The sequence below is a fragment of the Tateyamaria sp. genome (assembly GCF_039940735.1).
Classification (GTDB): domain Bacteria; phylum Pseudomonadota; class Alphaproteobacteria; order Rhodobacterales; family Rhodobacteraceae; genus Tateyamaria.
The window spans coordinates 1-20,080 of sequence record NZ_JBDVGB010000084.1; the positions used below are offsets into that span (position 1 = coordinate 1).

The following is a 20,080-nucleotide window of genomic DNA, read 5'->3' on the forward strand; positions in this document are numbered from 1 at the left end:
CGTTTCCCGTCGGGCATGACGGTTTTGGTTTCGTAGTAAACAGTGCCGCGTTCGCCCGAATAGGTGCTGTGCGTATCTGCATCGAAAGTCCAATAGGGTACATAGATACCCTGCAAGCTGCGCCCCTTGCGGGCATATTCCTGAAGGCCGCCGGGGGCGAACCAAAGACTGCCCAGCCAATCGGTCATGGAGTCGCGTGCCTCGGTTTCGTTCATGGCAAAGGGCAACACGCCGCGCGGCTTGATATGGCGGTGCGCGCCTGTGTCTGTGACCACGGGCGTTGCGCAAAACGGGCATTCGGCGGCGTGCACGTTGGCGTCAAACGCGACCTCAGCCGCGCAGTTGGAGCATTTCGAAACACGGGTTTCTTCGATTTCGCTTTCGGGCAGGTCCGTGTTCAACGCCGCGCGGTAATCCAATTCGGTGATGGCGCGAGGGGCGGTATCCTTTGAACCTTCGATTTGACCTGTGTTGCCACAATGGTCGCAGGTTAACGTACCCGCTTGCGGGTCAAACCGGAAATCTGCACCGCAATTGTCACAAGGAAAGCGATGGTCCGTCGAAGATACTGTTTGGGATAGTTCGGTCATAGACATTTCTGCATAGCTTTGCGCATAGCCGCGCTTTCTTTTGGTTTACTGTGCGTGGTCTTGAAATACCAATGGTTTGCTTCAGTGGCGGCGTTGCGAAACTCAGTCGGGCCTAGGGCCAAAGCCGCCATGAAACGCGCGTGAAAAGGCTGGGATCAATTTGTATCGAGCCGAAAGGGCGATGGTTTCGACGGCACCCGTGCTTTAAATAAGCGTCGCAGGTGATTTCAACGATCTCCACTGGGTCACACACCGTAACTGCGCCAAGCTATTGTGTTCAAAGGTCGTAACCGCGAAGCTTCAAACATGGCGAACGACCTAGAATTCTCTTTCCATACTCTACCGAGGGCCGTGCGGCGGCACATTCGAGTGTTTCAGATACACCAGTTTCTTGATCGCTTTGCTATGGGCCTTACTGTGGCCGTGGTTGCGCTGGCGTTGACGGACCGCGGCATGGACCTGTTCCAGATTTCACTTCTGTTCGGGGTTTACTCGATCACAACCATGACGATGGAACTTCCGTTTGGCGGCTTGGCGGATAATATCGGACGCAAACCCGTTTTCCTTGCAGCGGTCGTTGCCAGCTTGATTTCGCTGGCGCTTTTCCTGTCTGCGCATGACTTCCACATTCTGGTTCTTTCGTTTGCCTTTATTGGGTTTGGGCGCGCGTTGCGGTCAGGCACGCTTGATGCGTGGTTTGTTGAAACGTTCAAAGCCAATGCGCCAAATGTGGATGTCCAACCCGCGCTTGCAAAGGCGCAATGGGCCAATGCTATGGGTCTAGCTGTCGGTGCCGTTTTGGGGGGCATCTTGCCTGATGCATTCGGTTCGCTCGTTCAGGGGCATGGGTTTAGCATCTATGATGTTTCTTATGCTGCAAGCTTTGCCGTGATGGTCGGAGTGTTGATTTACACAATGCTTGTCATCGCAGAAAAACCGCGACCCCTTAATTTGGGCGCTCTCAAACAAGGGTTCGCTAGCGTCCCATCAGTGATCACGCAGGCCAGCCGACTTGCGTTGAAACATCCAACGCTTTCATTGCTGTTGATGGCGCTCGTGTTGTTACTGATGGCAACAAACCCGGTCGAGGTGATCTGGCCGACATATGCCAAGCCGATGTTGGATGAGGGCTATGCCAACACGGCAATTGGCGCTCTGACGGCCTGTTACTTTTTCTCAATCGCGTTTGGCGCGTCTCTGTCCCCGTATATCAGCAAGATATTTAAGCGCCGCCACGCCGTCACGCTTGCGGCGATTTTTGCGTGTCTGGCAGCAGTTCAGGTCGCACTGGCGATGCAGGGCGGCATTGGCGAGTTCATCGCTGTTTTTATCGTATATTCGATCATGCTTGGGGCAAGCGAAACACCTGCCAGCAGTATCTTGCATAGCTGTGTGGACGATCGTCAGAGGTCTACAATGCTGTCTCTGCGATCCCTAATACAACAGCTAGGGGCAGCCCTAGGGTTGGTCTTGGTTGGAGCCATGGCGGAGGTCTATTCCACACCGGCTGCATGGGTTTTTGGCGCAGGGTTTTTGGCCATCGCGGCGATCACAACCGGTGTGCTTGCGATGCGCATAGAGGCACTGCCAAAATAGACGGCAATCATGCGCGGCATCGATCAAATTGGGCTCAAGGCGGTCCTTGAGCCCCAGAAAACTGTCACCTCTATGGCGCTGTTATGCGCCGGGTGGGGGTGGGGGCAGGATGGTGAAAAGCTGTGCCAACTCGGTCACGTCTTCGGCCTTGAGCCAGCCATCTTGGCCCGCGGTCCAGACATAGGTTTCGCGTGTCAAATCGCCATCCGTGGCCATGCGGGCCATGCGGGCTTTGGAAAATGGACCCGTCGTTTTGCCACCTTCTGCGATATGCCAGACGTGTTCGACGGGCGGTGGCGGGGGTGCCATGGCCGCCGGGGCCGCAGCGGCCGGGGCTGGGGCGGCGGCGGGGCGTGATCCCCACGGACCGGCCGCCATTTGGCCCATCTGCATCCCCATCGCGGCGCCAAGACCCGCTTGCATCGCATCCGCACTGCCAGAGCCTTCGCGGCCCAAGGCCTCGGCGGCTTGGAACTGCATGTATTCGTTGAGGTTTCCGATCACACCCATAGAGGATCGTTTGTCCATCACTTCTTCGACCGCGGGCGGAAGTGAGATGTTCTCGATGTAAAGCTCAGGGATCGACAGGCCGTAGTCTGCGATTTGCGCGCTGATCTCTTTGGCGACAAGCTGGCCCAATTCGCGGGTGTTGGCCGCCATATCAAGTACGGGAATGCCGGATTTGGCCAAGGATCGCGACATTTCCTGCACAATGATGTTGCGGATTTGAAAGCTGATCTCGTCCATGGTGAATTCGCCGTCGGTGCCGACGATTTCAATAAGGAACTTGGCCGGATCCACGACTTTGACCGAATAGGTACCAAATGCGCGCAAACGTACGGGGCCAAATTCTGGGTCGCGGCAGATGATCGGGTTTTTGGTACCCCATTTCAGGTCGTTAAACCGGGTGGTGTTGACGTAGTAAATTTCAGATTTGAACGGGCTTTTGAAACCGTGATCCCAGTGCTGCAACGTCGTCATGATGGGCATGTTGTTGGTCTCAAGCATGTAAAGACCGGGGGTAAAGACGTCTGCCAACTGGCCTTCGTGCACGAACACGGCCGCTTGGCCTTCGCGCACTGTCAGTTTGGCACCATACTTGATTTCGTGGGCTTCGCGTTCAAAGCGCCAGACCATTGTATCACGCGTGTCATCCACCCAGTGGATGACATCGATGAATTCACCAGAAAGGAAGTCGAAAATACCCATTGTGCCCATACCTTTGGTTGCGTCCCGGTCAATATAGCGTGACAGGGGCGCAAGTGCGATGGGCAAGGCGTGGGAAAATTCAGGCTTGTGTCACCGCAGGTTTGGACCGTGTCAAAAGCGCCATGATCAACCCCATGACCGCAGCCATACCCACATGGGCAAAAAACGACGATTGGGTGTAGGCCCCAAATCCCATCATAAAGTCACGTCCGACCAGTTGCGCCAAAAATCCTTGCGCCACAAACCACAGCACAAAGCCGCTGACCACACCCGCAGCCACCAGTGGCAGTTTGGTCAGGCGGTGAAGGCACCATACGGCAAGGCCAAAGCCAACAATGCCGATCCCGACGTGGATGACAAAGGCGACGGGGTAGGGCAGTTGGACCCCCAAATACATCTTGAACAGCGCGGTTACCAGATTGGCGGGTTCAAGCGTGACACCAAAAACGAGTGGCGAAACAAGCCACGCATAGGCCTCAAACAGCAGTTCTCCGACCAGGCCAGCGATTGCGATGGTGCGTAGGGGCAGGGATGACAGCACGGTCTAAATCCTTTTGCAGGGTAACCTTAATCAATTAAATACGTCTTTTTCGTCAAAGCGAAAGGAAGATCACGCCAACGTGCGTGTCTGCAATGTCTTCGCTATTGAGCCGAGGTGTGTGTGGCGCTGGCGACTACATTGACCTCGCCCACACGTTCGCGGGCCAAACCTAAAACGGTTGCCCGGGCATCGATCAGCGATTGACCAGGTTGCAGGCGTGAATCGTAAAGCATACCTAGCAAGGCCTCGTCGTGGTTGGTCAGCAGGGCGAATTCGTCGTCATCGTTGAAAATACTGGGCCGCGCTGCGGGGCTGTCATTGGCCAACCCAAAGGCTTGGGCCAGTTCTTCGTGGATGCACGACAGACGCAGCAAATCTGGATTTTCGGACCGGATGACTGCGACGGCAGCGGTATAGGTCGAACGATCTGCGCCGGTGGCATAGGCCGCCACGGCGCAATATGCATCGTTGGGCAAGTCGCGCACCGCCGTCAGGTTCGCTTGCGTCACCCCCGGCAAGCGTGGGGCGCGTTGGTTCAATGTGTCGACCCGGTCATCTTCGCTGACGAAAAAGACCATGAAATTGGGTGTGCCAGCGTCAGAAATCGGATGACCGGTCAGGCGGGCAAGGCGCGCGGCATATTTGCTAACATCCGCACGGTCGCGCGCGCGTTGGCTGGGCGGCACAGAGGGGCCGAATTCCACACCAATGCGCACAGGTTCTTTCCAACGGCGTAGCGCGCCCGCTTGGCCTGGGGCCACAGTGCTTGTGGCGTATTCATTGAAAAACACGATCTGTTCAAAATTGCGCGCCAGCATTTCAGCGGTAAAAGGCGTGTCTGGCCCTCCACCGTCTTTGCGCAAAAGGCCCGAGGTCAGCTGGCTCGATTGCACTTGACGCAAGTACTGGCGTAGGGCGGCGCTACGCTCTGAGGTCGCCTGCGCGGTAGGTGCCGGCGGGGGCGGACTTGGTTCTATTGATGCTTCGGGACGGGCTTGCGGGGTCAGGACCGGTTCGACCGGTTCCACGTCTTCGCAAGCGGCCAGCAGGGCGAGGGCGGCAAAACCGCCCCACATCCCAACTTGCATTTTGCGTCGCACGTCCGACATGAGTGTTGTTTACTCAGGAACGGCGGTGTTTGCGGTGTCACCCACCCCATCTTTGCGTGCTTTGGCCGAAGCCAGCGTATCGCGCAAATCGGCTTCCATTTTCTTGAGATCGTCTTCGGCGGCGGCACGTTTGGCTTTGCCTTCGTCAGCGATTTTCAAGCTGTCTTCGATGGTGCCAATCAGATCTGCGTTGGCCTGTTTCACCGCTTCGATGTCGAACACGCCGCGTTCCATTTCGGTACGGATCGCTTTGTTGCTGTCGCGCAGGTTGGCAGCGTTTGAGGTCAGCAATTCGTTCGTCAGGTCATTGGCATCGCGCACAGCAGCCGCCGCTTCGGCGCTGCGTTGGATGGTGACGGCTTGGGCCAGTTGGGTTTCCCACAGTGGCACAGTGTTGACCAATGTCGAGTTGATCTTGGTCACCAAGGATTTGTCGTTTTCCTGCACCAACCGGATTGATGGCAGCGACTGCATGGTCACTTGACGGGTCAGTTTCAGGTCGTGAACCCGGCGTTCCAGATCGTCACGCGCGGCGCGCAGGTCGCGCAGTTCTTGGGCCACCATGACCTTGTCGTCTTCGGCCGCGGCCTCGACAGCTTTTTCCTTGGTCGGAATGTCGTTTTCGTCGATGTCTTTGATCTTTTCAGTACCGGCCGCGATATAAAGTGCCAGCTCGTCATAGAATTGCAGCGTCTTTTCATACAGCAAATCAAGGGATTTGATGTCTTTGAGCAAGGTGTGTTCGTGGCCCAGTAGGTTGTCGGTGATCTTGTCGATCTGACCCTGCACGGATTCGAACTTGGCGGTGAATTTGGCAAAGGGTGCGGCGCGCCCGATCAGCTTTTCCCACCACGAGCGATCGCGGCGCACATCCAACTCAGAAATCGAAAAGCCGCGAATTGTGGTCACGATGGAACGCAAGCTGTCACCAGCTGGCCCGACATCTTTGTTGCGCACGTCTTGCAACATCGCTTGTGAGATTTCCTGCAATTCGGCCTGCGCAGCTGATCCAAAGGACACGATGGAATTCGTATCGCCCATGTCGATTTCTTCCATGCGCGAGCGGATCTCGGCGCCGATAGGTGCGTCTGCTTCGGCCAATGGAACGATCGCATTGGCGTCCGTGGGTTCGGGCAGCACCACGGCAGCCGCTTCTTGGACTTCGGCTAGGGCGGATTCGGCCTTTTGGCGGACAGTTTCGGACATATTAGATCACCTTATTACTATGTGTTTTCGGCGGGGGCTGTGTGCACCCCTTCGCGCTGCAAACGATCGCGCAGCACGTCGATTTCGATGTTGAGGTCAGAGCGGTCATCCACCAGCAGCTTGCGGGTGCGCGCATCAAAATTGTCGCTGAGATCATCCAAGAGGGCGGCATAATCGGCGCGCGCTTGCGTGTCTCGGGTGCGCGAGTAAATGTCCGCAAATTTGACGGTCGCATCGCGCGCGCCCATCAAATAGACGCCCAAATATTTGCGCGCAGCGGTCAAATCGCGCGGGTCTTCTTCGACGGTGCGGATCAGGTCGCGTGCGGTGGCCTGAAAGGTTTCAAGCTTGAGTTCCATCTTGCGATCTTCGGCGCGTTTCATTGCGTCCGTCATGGCGGCCAAATAGGTTTCGGCCTCGTCCACGACGCGGGCAACGCGATCTTGTTGGAAGGTGTCGATGCCTTCCATGCCTTTGTCTTTCAGCGGATCCATCCCAAAGGCTGCCAGATGCAACCCGCCTGCTGCGATGCCAAACAGGATCGGGGCGACTAATCCGGGTTCGGACCAAAAAGCGGCCAAGGCGATGCCAATCCCGGTCAGCGCCGAGGCGAACAACTTGCGCGGAATGGAAGGGCGGCGCGCAACTTTGCGCGCGTGGTAGGCGGCTTCGGCCTGCAAGCCCCCGCGCAGCATCCAAGCGGCCAAAGTCAGAACCCCTGCGGCGACCAGTGCAAGAATCAAGTTTACGGCCCCATCATTGAGGGCAAAAAACACCATCGGAATCGGGGGCAGAAACAGGATGTTAGCGCGTGCGCCAACGGGGTCGACTTTGGCCCCTTGGAACGCGCCGCGTTCGGTGGTGTCGCTTGTGTCCGATGTGCCATCGGGGCTAAATTTTCCGCCAAATTTCTGAGCCATATCGCTTATAGCCCTCCGATTAGGCCGGTGGTGACACCAAACATCAGTGCAATCAGCACGACATAGGCGACTTTTTGAAAAGCAGTTGGCTGCATCTTTTTCCCCATCCAATGGCGCGACTATATGCACTTTGCCCGCGCAGCACTAGAGCCGTGGCGCGTCTGACACCTGTCGTATCCATCATGGCAGAAATATTAATCGCTGCGTGCCCCGCAAGGGGAAATGCGCAGCACTTGTATCAGAAACGGGGCGTTATCTGGGCTTGCGCCGCCCGCGAAATGGTATCTTGGGTTTAGGTTTGGCCGTGCCTGAGGTGTCCTCGGCCTCAATACCTAACTGATCGCGCACAATTTTACGTCGAATTTCTTCGACTGCACCGGGTTTGAGGTCGCCAAGCTGGAATGGGCCATAGCTGACCCGGATGAGGCGGTTCACGACAAGGCCAATGCTCTCCATGGCGCGGCGAATCTCGCGATTCTTGCCTTCGCGCAGGCCAACGGTCAGCCACGCGTTTGCACCTTGTTGGCGATCAAGGGTCACTTGCATCGGCTGAAAACGTTCGCCGTCTACAGTCATGCCCTTGCGCAATGGTTCCAAGGCCGGGTCCGTTGGCCGCCCATTGATACGCACACGATAACGCCGCATCCAGCCGGTGCTTGGCAATTCCAACTTGCGTTTGATGCCGCCGTCGTTGGTCAGCAACAACAACCCTTCGGAGTTGATATCGAGTCGCCCAATGGACATGACGCGCGGCATATCCTCGGGCAAGGCATCATATATGGTGCGTCGCCCCTTTTCGTCCGCGTCCGATGTCACAAGGCCAGCGGGCTTGTGGTAAAGCCACATGCGTTCGGGTTCGGCAGCACGCAGCGGTTGGCCATCAAGCGTGATGCGATCCGTATCCGAGACGTTCAGCGCAGGGCTGTCGATCTGTTTGCCATTCACGGACACGCGGCCAGCGGCGATAATGCCTTCGGCTCCACGACGACTGGCCACACCTGCGCGAGCCAACACTTTGGCGATACGATCACCTTTGGGGGTTTGTTCTGTCATAAGCAGGCCATAGCGGCGCCTTGCGCTGCTCGCAAGGGACGTGGCAATCAGGGGACATGGAGTTTCGATCATATATGGCATTGGCGCTTGAAGAAGCGCGCGCGGCGGGCGGGCGCGATGAAGTGCCTGTTGGCGCGGTGATTGTCGCGCCAAATGGCGAGGTCGTGGCGCGCGCAGGCAACCAAACACGCGAAACGAACGATCCAACAGCCCATGCTGAAATACTGGCGATCCGTGCGGCCTGTGCTGTTGCGGGGTCTGAACGGTTGGGTGGGCATGACCTTTATGTCACGTTAGAGCCATGCGCGATGTGTGCCGCTGCCATTGCAGCGGCGCGGATCGAGCGGTTGTACTACGCAGCATCTGATCCAAAATCCGGCGGCGTGGCGCAGGGCGCACGTGTTTTTGCGCGCCCTCAGACCCATCATGTTCCACAAGTCTATGACGGTATTGCAGCATCCGAAGCCGAGGCTCTGCTGCGCGATTTCTTTGTCAAACGACGGTGAATGATTTTTTATTTCAAAAATCGGGTCGGAAAATGATTTCATTTTCCGCGCCCCGCAGCCCACGTTTGCGCATCCCGATACTTGAAGGCCCTGTGCGAGCGCGCTAAAGCCACTTTAAACCAAAAGATCAGGGGTAGACCCATGTCCATTGACGAAAATACTGCCGCCCGCGTGGCAAAACTGGCCCGGATCAAAGTTGAGCCCGCACGCCTGCCTGCTTTGGCGGGTGAGTTCAACACCATCCTTGGCTTTATTGAACAACTGAGCGAAGTGGATGTCGAAGGAGTCGCCCCCATGACCTCTGTCACGCCGCAACGCCTTGCCCGTCGCGTAGATGAGGTGACGGATGGCAGTCAACAACCTGCGGTCTTGGCCAACGCGCCGGATGCGCGCGAAGGTTTTTTTGCAGTTCCAAAGGTGGTTGAGTGATGTCTGATCTGAACAAACTAGGACTGGCCGATGCCCGTGACGCTTTGCGCAAGGGCGACGTCACAAGTGTCGAGTTGACGCAAGCCTGTCTCACTGCCATCGAAGGTGCAGGCGCGTTGAACGCGTTTGTCCACCACACGCCTGAAATTGCCCACGCTCAAGCAGCTGCCGCAGACGCGCGTATCAAAACCGGCGACGCACCGGCCATGTGTGGCTTGCCTGTCGGCATCAAAGATCTGTTCTGCACCAAAGGCGTGCCCAGCCAAGCGGGGTCGCGTATTCTCGAAGGCTTCTTGCCTGAGTACGAAAGCACAATCACCCAGAACTTGTTTGATTCTGGTGCGGTAATGCTGGGCAAGCTGAACATGGACGAATTCGCTATGGGCTCGTCCAACGAAACTTCGGTCTATGGCAACGCGATCAATCCTTGGAAAGTGGACGACCGCGATTTGACGCCGGGTGGGTCCTCTGGTGGGTCCGCTTCGGCTGTGGCCGCTGACCTGTGCCTTGCAGCAACGGGCACGGACACGGGCGGCTCTATCCGCCAACCTGCGGCCTTTACTGGCATTACAGGCATCAAACCGACCTACGGGCGATGTTCACGTTGGGGCACAATCGCCTTTGCGTCGTCTCTTGATCAGGCCGGGCCTATGACCAAATCGGTGCGCGACGCGGCTATCATGCTGGAAGCAATGTGCAGTCACGACCCCAAAGATTCGACGTCCGCCAACTTGCCCGTCCCCAATTTCGAAGCCATGCTAAGTGGCGACATCAAAGGCAAAAAGATCGGCATCCCCAAAGAATACCGGATGGACGGGATGCCAGGCGAAATCGAAACGCTATGGGCAAATGGCACAGCCATGCTGCGCGACGCAGGGGCCGAAATCATCGATATCTCACTGCCGCACACCAAATACGCGCTGCCGGCCTATTACGTGATCGCCCCGGCGGAAGCATCCTCCAACCTCGCGCGCTATGATGGCGTGCGCTATGGCCACCGTGCCAAGTTGGAAGAGGGCGATGGCATCACTGAAATGTATGAAAAAACCCGCGCCGAAGGCTTTGGCGCCGAAGTGCAACGCCGCGTTATGATCGGCACCTATGTGCTGTCCGCAGGGTTCTATGACGCCTATTACAACCGCGCCCGCAAGGTCCGCACGTTGATCAAAAAGGACTTCGAGGACGTCTTTGCCCAAGGTGTTGACGCGATCCTCACGCCTGCCACGCCGTCAGCGGCCTTTGGTTTGGGCGAAGCATCCGACGACCCGGTTGCGATGTATCTCAATGACATATTCACAGTGACCGTCAATATGGCGGGCCTGCCGGGTATCGCAGTGCCTGCGGGCGTGGATGCGCAGGGCTTGCCCTTGGGCCTGCAACTGATTGGCCGCCCATGGGAAGAAGGCGATCTGCTGAACACCGCCTATGCGCTGGAATCGCGCGCCGGGTTTGTGGCCAAACCGAAAAAATGGTGGTAGGAAAGCGCAAACAACACCCAAAAAGGGTTGGGCAGATATGATGATCCGCAGCTTCTTTATTCTTGGCGCAACAGTGATGTTGGGCGCTTGCCAGCCGGCAATCCCCGACAGTGGTGCTGGCATTGCGAACCCCGGTCGCGGCGTCGGCTTTGACAATCCAAGTACTTTGGCAGCACGCGAAGCGCGCAATGCACAGCTTGCGAACGGGTCAGTGCCCGCAGCACCGTCCGTTGGAACGCAAGCTTTGCCACCATCCAACGCAGTACCTGCCGCGCCACGTCCAAGCGGCGCACGTGCCGTGTCAGACCCCCAAGGGCTTGACGCAGAGCTTGCGCAGATCGCGCGCCAAAATGATGCCGCTGCCGCACAGTCGAACTCCGGCCAGAACGTGGTGAATGCCAGTCCCTCAAATGCAGCACCGGCCATTTTGAACAACCCGGGCATTTCGGATGAAAATAGCTTTGACGCTGTGTCTTCGCGCCAATCCATCGAAAGTGACGCAGCTCGCATTGCGGCCAACCGCCAGCAATACGAGGTGATCCAACCAACGGCTTTGCCTTCACGCTCGGGCGCGACAGGGCCCAACGTGGTGCAGTATGCACTGCAATCGAACCATGCCAAAGGCACCAAGGTCTACCGGCGTATCGGCATCGCATCTGCTGCCAAGTTCCAGCGCAACTGTGCACAATATAACTCGGCGGACGAAGCGCAAATCGACTTCCTGTCCTTTGGTGGACCGGAACGCGATCGCAAGGGCTTGGACCCGGATGGCGATGGCTATGCCTGCGCATGGGATCCGGCACCGTTTAGACGCGCTGTAAACGGTTAAGACGGTGGTGGAGATCCACCAACATCCTTCTCAAAATTGCGGCCCCCGCCGAGACGGGCTGATCCCGCAATTTGTCGTGATACATTTCACGGCAATGGCCAGCGCCGAAGCTGCAATAGAACGACTTTGCGATCCGCAATTCGAAGTGTCCGCGCATTATGTGATCTGCAAAACTGGGCGCATCACGCAACTGGTTGGCGAGGGCGCGCGCGCTTGGCACGCTGGTGCGGGGTCTTGGCAAGGGTTGGATGATCTCAATTCACGCTCGATAGGAATCGAGCTCGACAATGACGGGCAAGGACCGTTCACAGAACCACTGATGCAAAGCCTTGAAGCTTTGCTTGCACCCATGTTGGTCGCATGGGGCATTCCGCCACAAAATGTGATCGGCCACTCCGATATGGCGCCGGGGCGCAAGGTTGACCCGGGCCCTTACTTTGATTGGGCGCGCCTTGAGGCTCAAGGATTAGCTGGCAAACCCGGCAAAAGCCTTGGGCCACTTGACGCAACACTTGACACATTTCATCGTATCGCCCGAAACGCGGGATATACCGCCGATGCCCCCCCCAAGGACATCTTGTCAGCAATACGCTTGCGCTATCGACCTTTTTGTACGGGGCCTTTGACCAAGGATGACTTTTCCCCGCTTGTAGACAACGACCCATGAAGAAAGGCGCGATCCCACACTTCATCTTGCCAAAAAAACTCCCCCGGAGGGTCCGGCAAAAGCGGAACAACACCGATCCCCCATTGACGCACCCCGCCAGCACCCCTTAAGGCAACCCTCGCGCGGAGGGGCGGATGGCCGCTTTGGCGGGGCAACCTGTCAGAGAGGAAAGTCCGGACTCCAAAAAGACACGGTGCCGGGTAACGCCCGGGCGGGGTAACCCGACGGACAGCGCCACAGAAAACAAACCACCTTGTGGGTTTTCAGGGGTTCGCCTCTGGCGAAACAAGGCCAGGGTGAAACGGTGGGGTAAGAGCCCACCGCCGGGCTGGTAACAGTCCGGGCATGGCAAGCCCCACCGGGAGCAATGCCAAATAGGGACCGCGTGTTGCGCAAGCAACGGGGCTGCTTTTGCCTCAGCAGGTTCGGGTTGGCAGCTAGAGGGGTGTTGGTAACAGCATCCCAAGAGGAATGGTCATCTCGGGGCGGGCAACCGCCCTAGACAGAATCCGGCTTACAGCCCCTCCGCGCATAACATTTCTAGTTCCGAAAAGAACACCGCGCGCAGGTGGTCTACCTGCGCGCGCCATGAGTGAGTGGAGGCTTCAATGATAAAGAAGGTCAGTTCTTTATGAACAGAGAGGTTGGCAAGCTATGCCTTTGTTTCTTCTTTGTGTAGGCCGACAACAATCAAAACGGTCGCGCCGATCACCCAATAATACAAGGCATCAAGACCGGAAAAACCAAGCACAAACGGGGCAATCACAAACACGACGCCAACAGCGCCATCTACGGTCAAATGCAGTTTGTAGGGCAGCACACGAACCACACCAAGGTGGTGATCGGTCAAAAGGGTCAACACAAGGGCGGCGACCCCGGTGACAACCGACAACCAAAACGCCAGCGGCGCAGACTGACCCAAACCCAGAAGAAACGGCATTGCAAACAACCCCGCGGCGACCGGGTAATCCAGATAAGCGTGGATGTCTTTTGTGATGAAACGCATGGACATGGTGGTCTCCCTAATAGTGTGATTGCGCGGTTTGCGCAGTGCGCCTAATATTGGGAACCATTCGGTTCCAATCAAGCCGAATTGCATCAGGTTTTCGTGATCGCTTGAGGGACGCCCTTGTTTGGGGGGACTTTCGCAGCGAAATGACGCTTTCTGCGTCTTGGGCCTAAAACCGAACCAACCGGGGTTGACTCGGGGGCGGCGCAGGGTACAAGCGGCGCTCATACGAATTTCCCGTTGGCGTGTCTAAACGCGCCCACGATGCAGGAGACATAAGATGGCCAAGCCAACCACGATCAAGATCCGCCTGAACTCGACCGCAGGCACCGGCCACTTTTATGTGACCAAAAAGAACGCACGCACCATGACCGAAAAAATGGTCGTCAAAAAATATGACCCCGTTGTGCGCAAACACGTTGAATACAAAGAAGGCAAGATCAAGTAAGATCTCCTTTCTTCTCTGTTTCAAAAGGCCGCGCCGCAAGGACGCGGTCTTTTTCGTTTTCAAGGGGGAAATCTGATGCAAAGGGTGATGATTGTTGGCGGATCCGGGTCGGGCAAAAGCACCTTGGCGCGTGCTTTGGGCACGTGCACCGGATTGCCTGTTCATCACATGGATCACATTCATTGGATGCCCGGTTGGCAAGCCCGTCCACGCGAACAACGCCGCGAGATGGCGTTAGAGGTCGAACGTGGTGATCGTTGGATTTTTGAAGGTGGGTTTTCGACCACTTACGCGCACCGTCTGTCGCGCGCGGATATGTTGATCTGGTTAGACTTGCCGGTGGCACTGCGCATCTGGCGCGTCACGGCGCGCCTTGTTCGTTACTGGGGGCAGCAACGCGCCGACATGGCAGAAGGCTGCACAGAAAGGCTCCACAGTGAAACCTTGCCGTTCTACCGTTGGATTTGGGACACGCGGCAATCGGGACGCCTGAGAATTTTAGCTTTGCTGGAAACCGCCCATCCCGACCTAAGCGTCCATCATCTGACCTCACGGGCTGCTGTGGATCGTTTTTTGCGGGACGTCCCATGCTGATCCGGCCATCAACTCAAAACGATCTGGGGTCGGTCGATGGGTTGCTGATGCGCACGTACCCTAAGCTGCTCAAAGCCGACTACGCGCCATCGATCTTAGCCAAAGCCCTGCCGATTATTTCGCGCGCCCAGCCCAAGTTATTGAGCTGTGGCACGTATTATGTGGTTGAGGAAGACGGCGTTACCCGTGGGGCAGGGGGATGGACGCAAGACGAAGATCAGCACGACCTTGGTCATATTCGCCACGTCGTCACAGATGATCGCGCATTGCGGCGCGGTGTAGGACGCAGGTTGATGCAGCATTGTTTTCAGATGGCGCGAACGGTTGAGGTGCTAAAGATGGAATGCTGGGCAACCCGCACAGCTGTGCCGTTTTACAAGGCCGTTGGCTTCACCGAAGTGGGACCAATAGATGTCGCGCTTGTGGATGGGATCAGTTTTCCGTCAGTGCGGATGCTACGCGACCTCTAGAACGGGCGTGACTCAAAGGAGCGCCTGTCGGCGCACGACATTCTTAATTGGAAAAAGACTTGAGCGCTTCGAGTTTTAGCTTGTCTACGGCGCGCCGCGTGTTGGGTTTCAGGCACAAAAAAAGGCCGGTCGCGATGACCGGCCTTTCAAATCGTTAGTGATGCGAAGGGTGTGCTATTCGCTTTGACCCATGAACATCAGCAGGAACTGGAACATGTTCAGGAACGAGATGTAGAGGCTCAGCGCGCCGTCAATTGCGGCCTTCTCCAGCCATTCCTGATCACCGTGCGTGGCGTGCGCCACATAGGTGTTCTTGATGTCTTGCGTGTAATAGGCCGTCAGGCCGGCAAAGATCAGGATACCGATCATCGAGATCGCATACATCATCGCAGGCGATTGCAAGAAGATGTTGATGACCATCGCAACGATCAGGCCAATCACGCCCATCATCAGGAAGGTGCCCATACCGCTTAGGTTCTTCTTGGTGGTGTAACCCCACAGGCTAAGGCCTGCGAACGCGATCGAGGTCACCAGAAACGTCTGGATGATCGAATATGGCGTGTACATCAAGAAGACGGAACTCATCGAGACGCCCATCGCGGCGGCAAAGATGAAAAAGCCCAGCTGAACAGTGGCAGCAGAGCCGCGGCGCATCAGTGCGCCCCAACCAAAGAGCAAGAAGCCCAACGGTGCAAACATCACGACATACTTCAGCGGCGAGGTAAACAAGGCTGCACCCAAACCGGTCAGGAATTGGCCATTGCGCAACCCATAGACGGCGCCTTCGGCGTTTGTTGCCGCAATGGACGGATCTGTTGTTGTTGACAGGCCAGCAATAGCCCAAGCGGCCAATGCTGTGATCAGCATGCCGACAGACATCGTGCCGTATACTTTATTCATGTGGGCGCGTAGCCCTGCGTCGATCTGGGCGGCCTGTGTGCCGGACGCGGACCCGATCGTATTCAACTCAGCCATATTGACCTCCAATTGATACCAGTTGCCGACACGCGATGTGCCGCAGCGCGGATTTAGTCCCGCATTGTGTCGAATATCGGGTCGTTGAGGCTGTCTTTCAAGGTTTTTCCGCATTCAAATTGAGGACAGGCGGCGACTTTCTGACTAATTTTGTCACAAATTAGGACGATCTGTCGCGGCCTGCCGATTTTTCGCTCATTTGCGCCATGTTGTGGGAACGTCCCAGATCGGTTTTGCGGCTTCTTGAGCGGCGCGTTTGGCGCTGATGCCGATATCGTTCAACGCGTGGGCGTCTAAACGAGCCAATGCGCGACGCGAACGCCAGACTGACAAAGCGGTCAGCAGCGAAAAGCCGCGTGCGGCGGGGCGTACATCGATGCAAGTGTTGCGCGAGGTGATGTCAATAAGTGCCATGGTGTTCTCCTTGGGTAAAAGTGATGGTTGGATCGGCTTTCATCAAAGCTCTTGATGTATATGCCGTGACGTGGCACATTTTGAAAACGAATGTTTGTCATGCGATACATCAAGGATGCTGATATGAGGAATTTGGACGTAACCACGCTGCGCTCTTTTGTGGCCGTGGCCGAAAGCGGGGGGGTCACGCGGGCTGCGGGCTTTTTGCATTTGACGCAATCGGCGGTTTCTATGCAGCTTAAGCGGCTCGAAGAACTGTTGGGGCTGTCGCTGTTTGATCGCACCGGGCGCAGCATCGCACTGACGGCATCGGGCGAACAGTTGTTGGTTTACGCTCGCCGTATGGTGTCACTGAACGACGAGGTTATTACACGGCTTACGGATCAGGCCTATGAAGGCGAAATCAAATTGGGCGTGCCTCATGACATTGTTTACCCTGCCATTCCGCAAGTTTTAAAACAGTTTCACGCCGCATTCCCGCGGGTAAAAGTTCAACTCGAAAGTTCCTTCACGCTTCATCTCAAATCTGAATATGCCAAGGGAGCGTGCGATATTATCCTGACCACAGAAACAGGTGTGGATCAGGGGGGCGAAGAACTGACTGTTAAGCCACTATGTTGGGTTGGTGCGCCGGGCGGGTCAGCGTGGCGGCAACAGCCGTTAAAATTGGCCTTTGGGCGACAATGCACGTTTCGCCCGCGTGTGGTCGAACATTTGGACGAGGCTGGCATACCATGGGACGTGGTGGTCGAAACCGAAAGCGACCGTACAATCGAAGCGACGGTCAGTGCCGATTTGGCGGTGCATACAATGATTGAAGGCACCGAACCACCACACTTGGATCGGATCGATCATGGAGGCGCTTTGCCTGATTTGCCCGCACACCGTATTAACCTTTATGGGGCGGAACGCGGTGGCGACAACGAGGTCCATGACGCTTTGGTGGCGATGTTACGCCGGGCATTCAAAGCGCCGGAACCGGTGCAATTGCGCGCTGTGAATAAGAATTGAGGACGTTTGATTCGCCTTAAGGGAGAAGTTTTCGGGTTTGTCAGCGGAAATTCGCTACTTTAACGAGACTTCTTTCTTGCGGAAATGTTGTGCCGCGGCCTCAATTTCACACGTCGATACACCCATGGGTTGCGTTCGCGTTTGCGTGAGCTAAGGCATTGATAGGGCCTATACAAACATGTGAACAAGGCAATGGGTTTGATCCGATTGTCTCGCAACATTCTGAAAGTGTTAACAAGTTTTTACAGTTCTTGAATTGGTTTTCAGTTCGCGTAACGCGGTGGGCAGAGCGCAAACAGACAGTTTGCGTTGAAAAATTTGTGTTTGTTGGGGTATGGTCCTTACAACTTAGACTATGCTGCACTCTTTGGCCGTTTCTGGTCAGGCACTGTGCGGAATGGCTGCTTAAGACATTGTAAACAAGGTTGGATTATCGAATGGCACATGAAGTCGACGTACATGTCGGAAAACGCATACGCCAAAGACGGTGGCTGATCGGTATGACACAGCAAAAATTGGCGGATTTGGTGGGGATTAAGTTTCAGCAAATTCAAAAATATGAAACCGGTGCCAATCGGGTTAGCGCATCGCGTTTGTTCGATATTGGTGAATCGATGGGCGTGGCCCCGGCCTTTTTCTTTGAGGGTATGACACAAAACGGTGCCCAATTTGAAACGATGCATGGTGATGTCCCGCCTGATCTTTTGGGCGACAAAGAAGCGATGGAACTTGTGCGGACCTACTACGCTATTCCCGAACACCAGCGGCGTCGGTTGTTTGAATTGGCGCGTGTCCTAAGCGACGTGGCCTAAGAAACTGCCCACATGATGTGTCGGTCTTGAGTACGGTCTTGCGCCGCGCCCTTGCTTTGTCTGCAAACGTCTGGCACGCCGCGCTGTATGGAATACGATTTTCACGCCTTGACGCAGGTCGCGCAAACGATGGCAGATGCCGCGCGTGCAGCGATTTTACCCCACTTTCGCGCCGATGACCTAAGCGCGGACAATAAGCTGGCCAATGGGTATGACCCGGTTACGATTGCTGATCGTGCAGCTGAAAAAGCCATGCGTGGTGTCTTAGCCGATCTGCGTCCCAATGATGCGATCATGGGCGAAGAATTTGGTGCACATCCCGGAACCTCTGGCCTCACGTGGGTTCTTGATCCTATCGACGGCACGCGCGGGTTTGTTGCGGGCACCCCGACGTGGGGTGTTCTGATTGCCGTCGGGCCGGATACCGGGCCGATCCTTGGGCTCATTGATCAACCCTATATCGGCGAAAGATTCTTTGGTGGCGCGGGGGAGGCGACCTTGACGGGACCGCATGGAACCCATGCCATTTCCACCCGCGCACCGCGTCCTTTGGCCAAGGCAATCCTGTTCTCGACGTTTCCTGAGGTTGGCAGTGACGCAGATCGCGCCGGGTTTGAAGCGGTCGCGCAGCAGGTGCAACTTGTCCGGTATGGAATGGATTGCTACGCCTACGCGCTTGTTGCTGCGGGGCAGGCCGATTTGGTGATCGAGGCCGGGCTGAACAATTACGACATACAAGCGCCGATCGCACTAATCGAAGCGGCGGGCGGCATCGTCACGGACTGGCAAGGCGGGCCCGCACATGAGGGCGGCCGCGTGGTGGCGGCTGCGAATGTCGAAATTCACCGGGCTGCGCTTGATATATTAAAGGCATTCCCATGACCGAAGTCCTGATCCGCGGGGCCGATCATTTGGTCACGATGGACGATGCGCGCCGCGTATTGGCTGGGGCGGATATACTGATCCGGGATGGTGTGATTGTCGATGTGGGCCACGGCCTGACCACCAGCAGCGGAGAGGTCGTGCTTGCGACAGGGTGCGTTGTGACACCCGGTCTCGTGAACACGCACCACCACCTGTATCAAACACTGACCCGGGCTGTACCTGCCGCGCAGGACGCGCTTTTGTTTGGCTGGTTGCAAACGCTTTACCCGATTTGGTCGCGGTTTGGTCCTGAACATATGTTTGTTTCCGCTCAGGTGGGGCTGTCTGAATTGGCGTTGTCGGGCTGCACGTTGACGTCGGACCACTTGTACTTGTTCCCGAACGGCGCGCGCCTTGATGACACGATCGAAGCCGCACGCGAAGTGGGCTTGCGCTTTCAGCCCACGCGGGGGGCGATGAGCATCGGTGTAAGCGACGGCGGGTTACCACCTGACGCGCTGGTCGAAGCCGAGACGGCGATCCTTGAAGATTGCATTCGCGTGATTGATGCCTTTCACGATGGCTCGGAGTCGTCGATGTGCCGGGTTGGGGTCGCTCCGTGTTCGCCCTTTTCTGTCAGTCGCGAGTTAATGCGCGATGCGGCCATTCTGGCGCGGGACAAGGGCGTGATGATGCACACCCATTTGGCCGAAAATGATGAAGATATTGCCTATTCCCTGTCGCAGTTCGGTTGTCGCCCGGGTGAATATGCCGAAAGCCTTGGGTGGGTTGGCCCTGATGTGTGGCATGCGCACTGCGTGAAACTAGATGCGTCCGAAATCGCGCTGTTTGCACAGACAAAAACGGGTGTTGCGCACTGTCCGTGTTCGAATTGTCGTTTGGGATCAGGCATCGCGCCAGTGCGGGCCATGCGTGACGCCGGGGTTCCGGTCGGCTTAGGCGTGGACGGATCCGCCAGTAATGACGCAGGCAATTTGGTGGCCGAGGCGCGTCAAGCAATGCTGCTGCAACGCGTCGCCTTTGGTGCCGATGCAATGTCGGCGATGGAAGCGCTTGAGATCGCAACGCGCGGTGGCGCGGACGTGTTGGGACGGCCCGAATGTGGTCGCATCGCAATCGGCGCGCGTGGCGACATCGCCATATGGGATGTGTCTGGTGTCGCTTCGGCGGGCAGTTGGGATCCCGCGGCGTTGTTGCTGGCTGGGCCAACCACGGTCCGAGATCTGTTTGTGGAAGGGCGTCAGGTTGTACGCGATGGTCACATGCTGACGTTTGATCTGACCAAAGCTGTGCAACGGCAAAATGTTCTGGCACGCGCGTTGCAGTAGA

General features: G+C 56.7%; 22 protein-coding genes, 1 other RNA gene and 1 pseudogene. 14 read left to right on the plus strand and 10 right to left on the minus strand.

Features of this window, described 5'->3' with window-relative positions; translation table 11 throughout:
- A pseudogene (locus tag ABJF76_RS16940) lies at window positions 1–590 on the minus strand (primosomal protein N' (replication factor Y) - superfamily II helicase); the annotation flags it as partial.
- A gap of 306 nt (window positions 591–896) precedes the next feature.
- On the opposite strand from ABJF76_RS16940, the gene ABJF76_RS16945 reads away from it, so the two are divergent.
- The gene (locus ABJF76_RS16945; protein WP_413820884.1) at window positions 897–2,186 is read left to right on the plus strand and encodes an MFS transporter; all 1,290 of its coding nucleotides are present in this window, start codon (window positions 897–899) and stop codon (window positions 2,184–2,186) included.
- A gap of 81 nt (window positions 2,187–2,267) precedes the next feature.
- Here the strand turns inward: ABJF76_RS16945 and ABJF76_RS16950 are convergent, their stop codons facing one another.
- From ABJF76_RS16950 to ABJF76_RS16975, 6 genes are all read right to left on the minus strand, one after another.
- Window positions 2,268–3,395 carry an SPFH domain-containing protein gene (locus ABJF76_RS16950; protein WP_413820885.1) on the minus strand — a complete coding sequence of 376 codons (1,128 nt, stop codon included), beginning with the start codon at window positions 3,393–3,395 and terminating at the stop codon, window positions 2,268–2,270.
- A 79-nt stretch (window positions 3,396–3,474) separates the two neighbouring features.
- Complete coding sequence (locus ABJF76_RS16955) at window positions 3,475–3,936, minus strand: hypothetical protein (RefSeq protein ID WP_413820886.1); 462 nt, start codon at window positions 3,934–3,936, stop codon at window positions 3,475–3,477.
- Between the two features lie 101 nt (window positions 3,937–4,037).
- Window positions 4,038–5,045, minus strand: a complete 1,008-nt coding sequence (locus ABJF76_RS16960) for a DUF2927 domain-containing protein (RefSeq protein ID WP_413820887.1) — start codon at window positions 5,043–5,045, stop codon at window positions 4,038–4,040.
- A 9-nt stretch (window positions 5,046–5,054) separates the two neighbouring features.
- Window positions 5,055–6,251, minus strand: coding sequence for a toxic anion resistance protein (locus tag ABJF76_RS16965; protein ID WP_413820888.1), 1,197 nt, complete (start codon window positions 6,249–6,251; stop codon window positions 5,055–5,057).
- Between the two features lie 17 nt (window positions 6,252–6,268).
- Window positions 6,269–7,171: a 5-bromo-4-chloroindolyl phosphate hydrolysis family protein gene (locus tag ABJF76_RS16970; RefSeq protein ID WP_413820889.1), complete on the minus strand. Its 903-nt coding sequence runs from the start codon at window positions 7,169–7,171 to the stop codon at window positions 6,269–6,271.
- A gap of 252 nt (window positions 7,172–7,423) precedes the next feature.
- Window positions 7,424–8,224, minus strand: a complete 801-nt coding sequence (locus ABJF76_RS16975; RefSeq protein WP_413820890.1) for a pseudouridine synthase — start codon at window positions 8,222–8,224, stop codon at window positions 7,424–7,426.
- A gap of 56 nt (window positions 8,225–8,280) precedes the next feature.
- Between ABJF76_RS16975 and ABJF76_RS16980 the strand changes: the two genes are divergently transcribed.
- The 6 genes from ABJF76_RS16980 (at window position 8,281) to rnpB (ending at window position 12,666) form a co-directional block, all read left to right on the plus strand.
- Window positions 8,281–8,730: a nucleoside deaminase gene (locus tag ABJF76_RS16980; protein ID WP_413820891.1), complete on the plus strand. Its 450-nt coding sequence runs from the start codon at window positions 8,281–8,283 to the stop codon at window positions 8,728–8,730.
- 141 nt (window positions 8,731–8,871) lie between these two features.
- The gene (gene gatC / locus ABJF76_RS16985) at window positions 8,872–9,159 is read left to right on the plus strand and encodes an Asp-tRNA(Asn)/Glu-tRNA(Gln) amidotransferase subunit GatC (RefSeq protein WP_413820892.1); all 288 of its coding nucleotides are present in this window, start codon (window positions 8,872–8,874) and stop codon (window positions 9,157–9,159) included.
- Entirely contained in the window at window positions 9,159–10,637 is a 1,479-nt protein-coding gene (gene gatA / locus ABJF76_RS16990; RefSeq protein ID WP_413820893.1) for an Asp-tRNA(Asn)/Glu-tRNA(Gln) amidotransferase subunit GatA, read from the plus strand. The genes gatC and gatA overlap by 1 nt, the downstream gene beginning before the upstream one ends.
- Window positions 10,638–10,674: 37 nt before the next feature.
- Complete coding sequence (locus ABJF76_RS16995) at window positions 10,675–11,466, plus strand: hypothetical protein (RefSeq protein ID WP_413820894.1); 792 nt, start codon at window positions 10,675–10,677, stop codon at window positions 11,464–11,466.
- Between the two features lie 76 nt (window positions 11,467–11,542).
- Window positions 11,543–12,133 (plus strand): N-acetylmuramoyl-L-alanine amidase, encoded by a 591-nt coding sequence (locus ABJF76_RS17000; protein WP_413820895.1) that lies wholly within the window; start codon window positions 11,543–11,545, stop codon window positions 12,131–12,133.
- A 122-nt stretch (window positions 12,134–12,255) separates the two neighbouring features.
- An RNA gene (gene rnpB, locus ABJF76_RS17005) (RNase P RNA component class A) lies at window positions 12,256–12,666 on the plus strand.
- A 119-nt stretch (window positions 12,667–12,785) separates the two neighbouring features.
- Here rnpB and ABJF76_RS17010 read toward each other — a convergent pair.
- The gene (locus ABJF76_RS17010) at window positions 12,786–13,145 is read right to left on the minus strand and encodes a hypothetical protein (protein WP_413820896.1); all 360 of its coding nucleotides are present in this window, start codon (window positions 13,143–13,145) and stop codon (window positions 12,786–12,788) included.
- Window positions 13,146–13,422: 277 nt separating this feature from the next.
- Here ABJF76_RS17010 and rpmG point away from each other — a divergent pair, with 277 nt between their 5' ends.
- The 3 genes from rpmG to ABJF76_RS17025 all read left to right on the plus strand — a co-directional run bounded on the left by rpmG (window position 13,423) and on the right by ABJF76_RS17025 (window position 14,654).
- On the plus strand, window positions 13,423–13,590 hold the full coding sequence (gene rpmG / locus ABJF76_RS17015; RefSeq protein WP_058315632.1) for a 50S ribosomal protein L33: 168 nt from the start codon (window positions 13,423–13,425) through the stop codon (window positions 13,588–13,590).
- Between the two features lie 75 nt (window positions 13,591–13,665).
- Window positions 13,666–14,184: an AAA family ATPase gene (locus tag ABJF76_RS17020; protein WP_413820897.1), complete on the plus strand. Its 519-nt coding sequence runs from the start codon at window positions 13,666–13,668 to the stop codon at window positions 14,182–14,184.
- The gene (locus ABJF76_RS17025) at window positions 14,178–14,654 is read left to right on the plus strand and encodes a GNAT family N-acetyltransferase (protein ID WP_413820898.1); all 477 of its coding nucleotides are present in this window, start codon (window positions 14,178–14,180) and stop codon (window positions 14,652–14,654) included. Before ABJF76_RS17020 ends, ABJF76_RS17025 begins: the two co-directional genes overlap by 7 nt.
- A gap of 174 nt (window positions 14,655–14,828) precedes the next feature.
- On the opposite strand, the gene ABJF76_RS17030 is transcribed toward ABJF76_RS17025, so the two are convergent.
- Window positions 14,829–15,629 carry a Bax inhibitor-1 family protein gene (locus tag ABJF76_RS17030; protein WP_413820899.1) on the minus strand — a complete coding sequence of 267 codons (801 nt, stop codon included), beginning with the start codon at window positions 15,627–15,629 and terminating at the stop codon, window positions 14,829–14,831.
- A 195-nt stretch (window positions 15,630–15,824) separates the two neighbouring features.
- Entirely contained in the window at window positions 15,825–16,043 is a 219-nt protein-coding gene (locus tag ABJF76_RS17035) for a DUF1127 domain-containing protein (RefSeq protein WP_413820900.1), read from the minus strand.
- Window positions 16,044–16,166: 123 nt separating this feature from the next.
- On the opposite strand from ABJF76_RS17035, the gene ABJF76_RS17040 reads away from it, so the two are divergent.
- From ABJF76_RS17040 to ABJF76_RS17055, 4 genes are all read left to right on the plus strand, one after another.
- Window positions 16,167–17,054 (plus strand): LysR family transcriptional regulator, encoded by an 888-nt coding sequence (locus tag ABJF76_RS17040; protein WP_413820901.1) that lies wholly within the window; start codon window positions 16,167–16,169, stop codon window positions 17,052–17,054.
- A 437-nt stretch (window positions 17,055–17,491) separates the two neighbouring features.
- Entirely contained in the window at window positions 17,492–17,866 is a 375-nt protein-coding gene (locus ABJF76_RS17045; protein ID WP_413820902.1) for a helix-turn-helix domain-containing protein, read from the plus strand.
- Window positions 17,867–17,953: 87 nt separating this feature from the next.
- Complete coding sequence (gene hisN, locus ABJF76_RS17050; protein ID WP_413820903.1) at window positions 17,954–18,748, plus strand: histidinol-phosphatase; 795 nt, start codon at window positions 17,954–17,956, stop codon at window positions 18,746–18,748.
- Window positions 18,745–20,079 carry an 8-oxoguanine deaminase gene (locus tag ABJF76_RS17055; protein ID WP_413820904.1) on the plus strand — a complete coding sequence of 445 codons (1,335 nt, stop codon included), beginning with the start codon at window positions 18,745–18,747 and terminating at the stop codon, window positions 20,077–20,079. Before hisN ends, ABJF76_RS17055 begins: the two co-directional genes overlap by 4 nt.
- Window position 20,080: the final 1 nt, after the last annotated feature.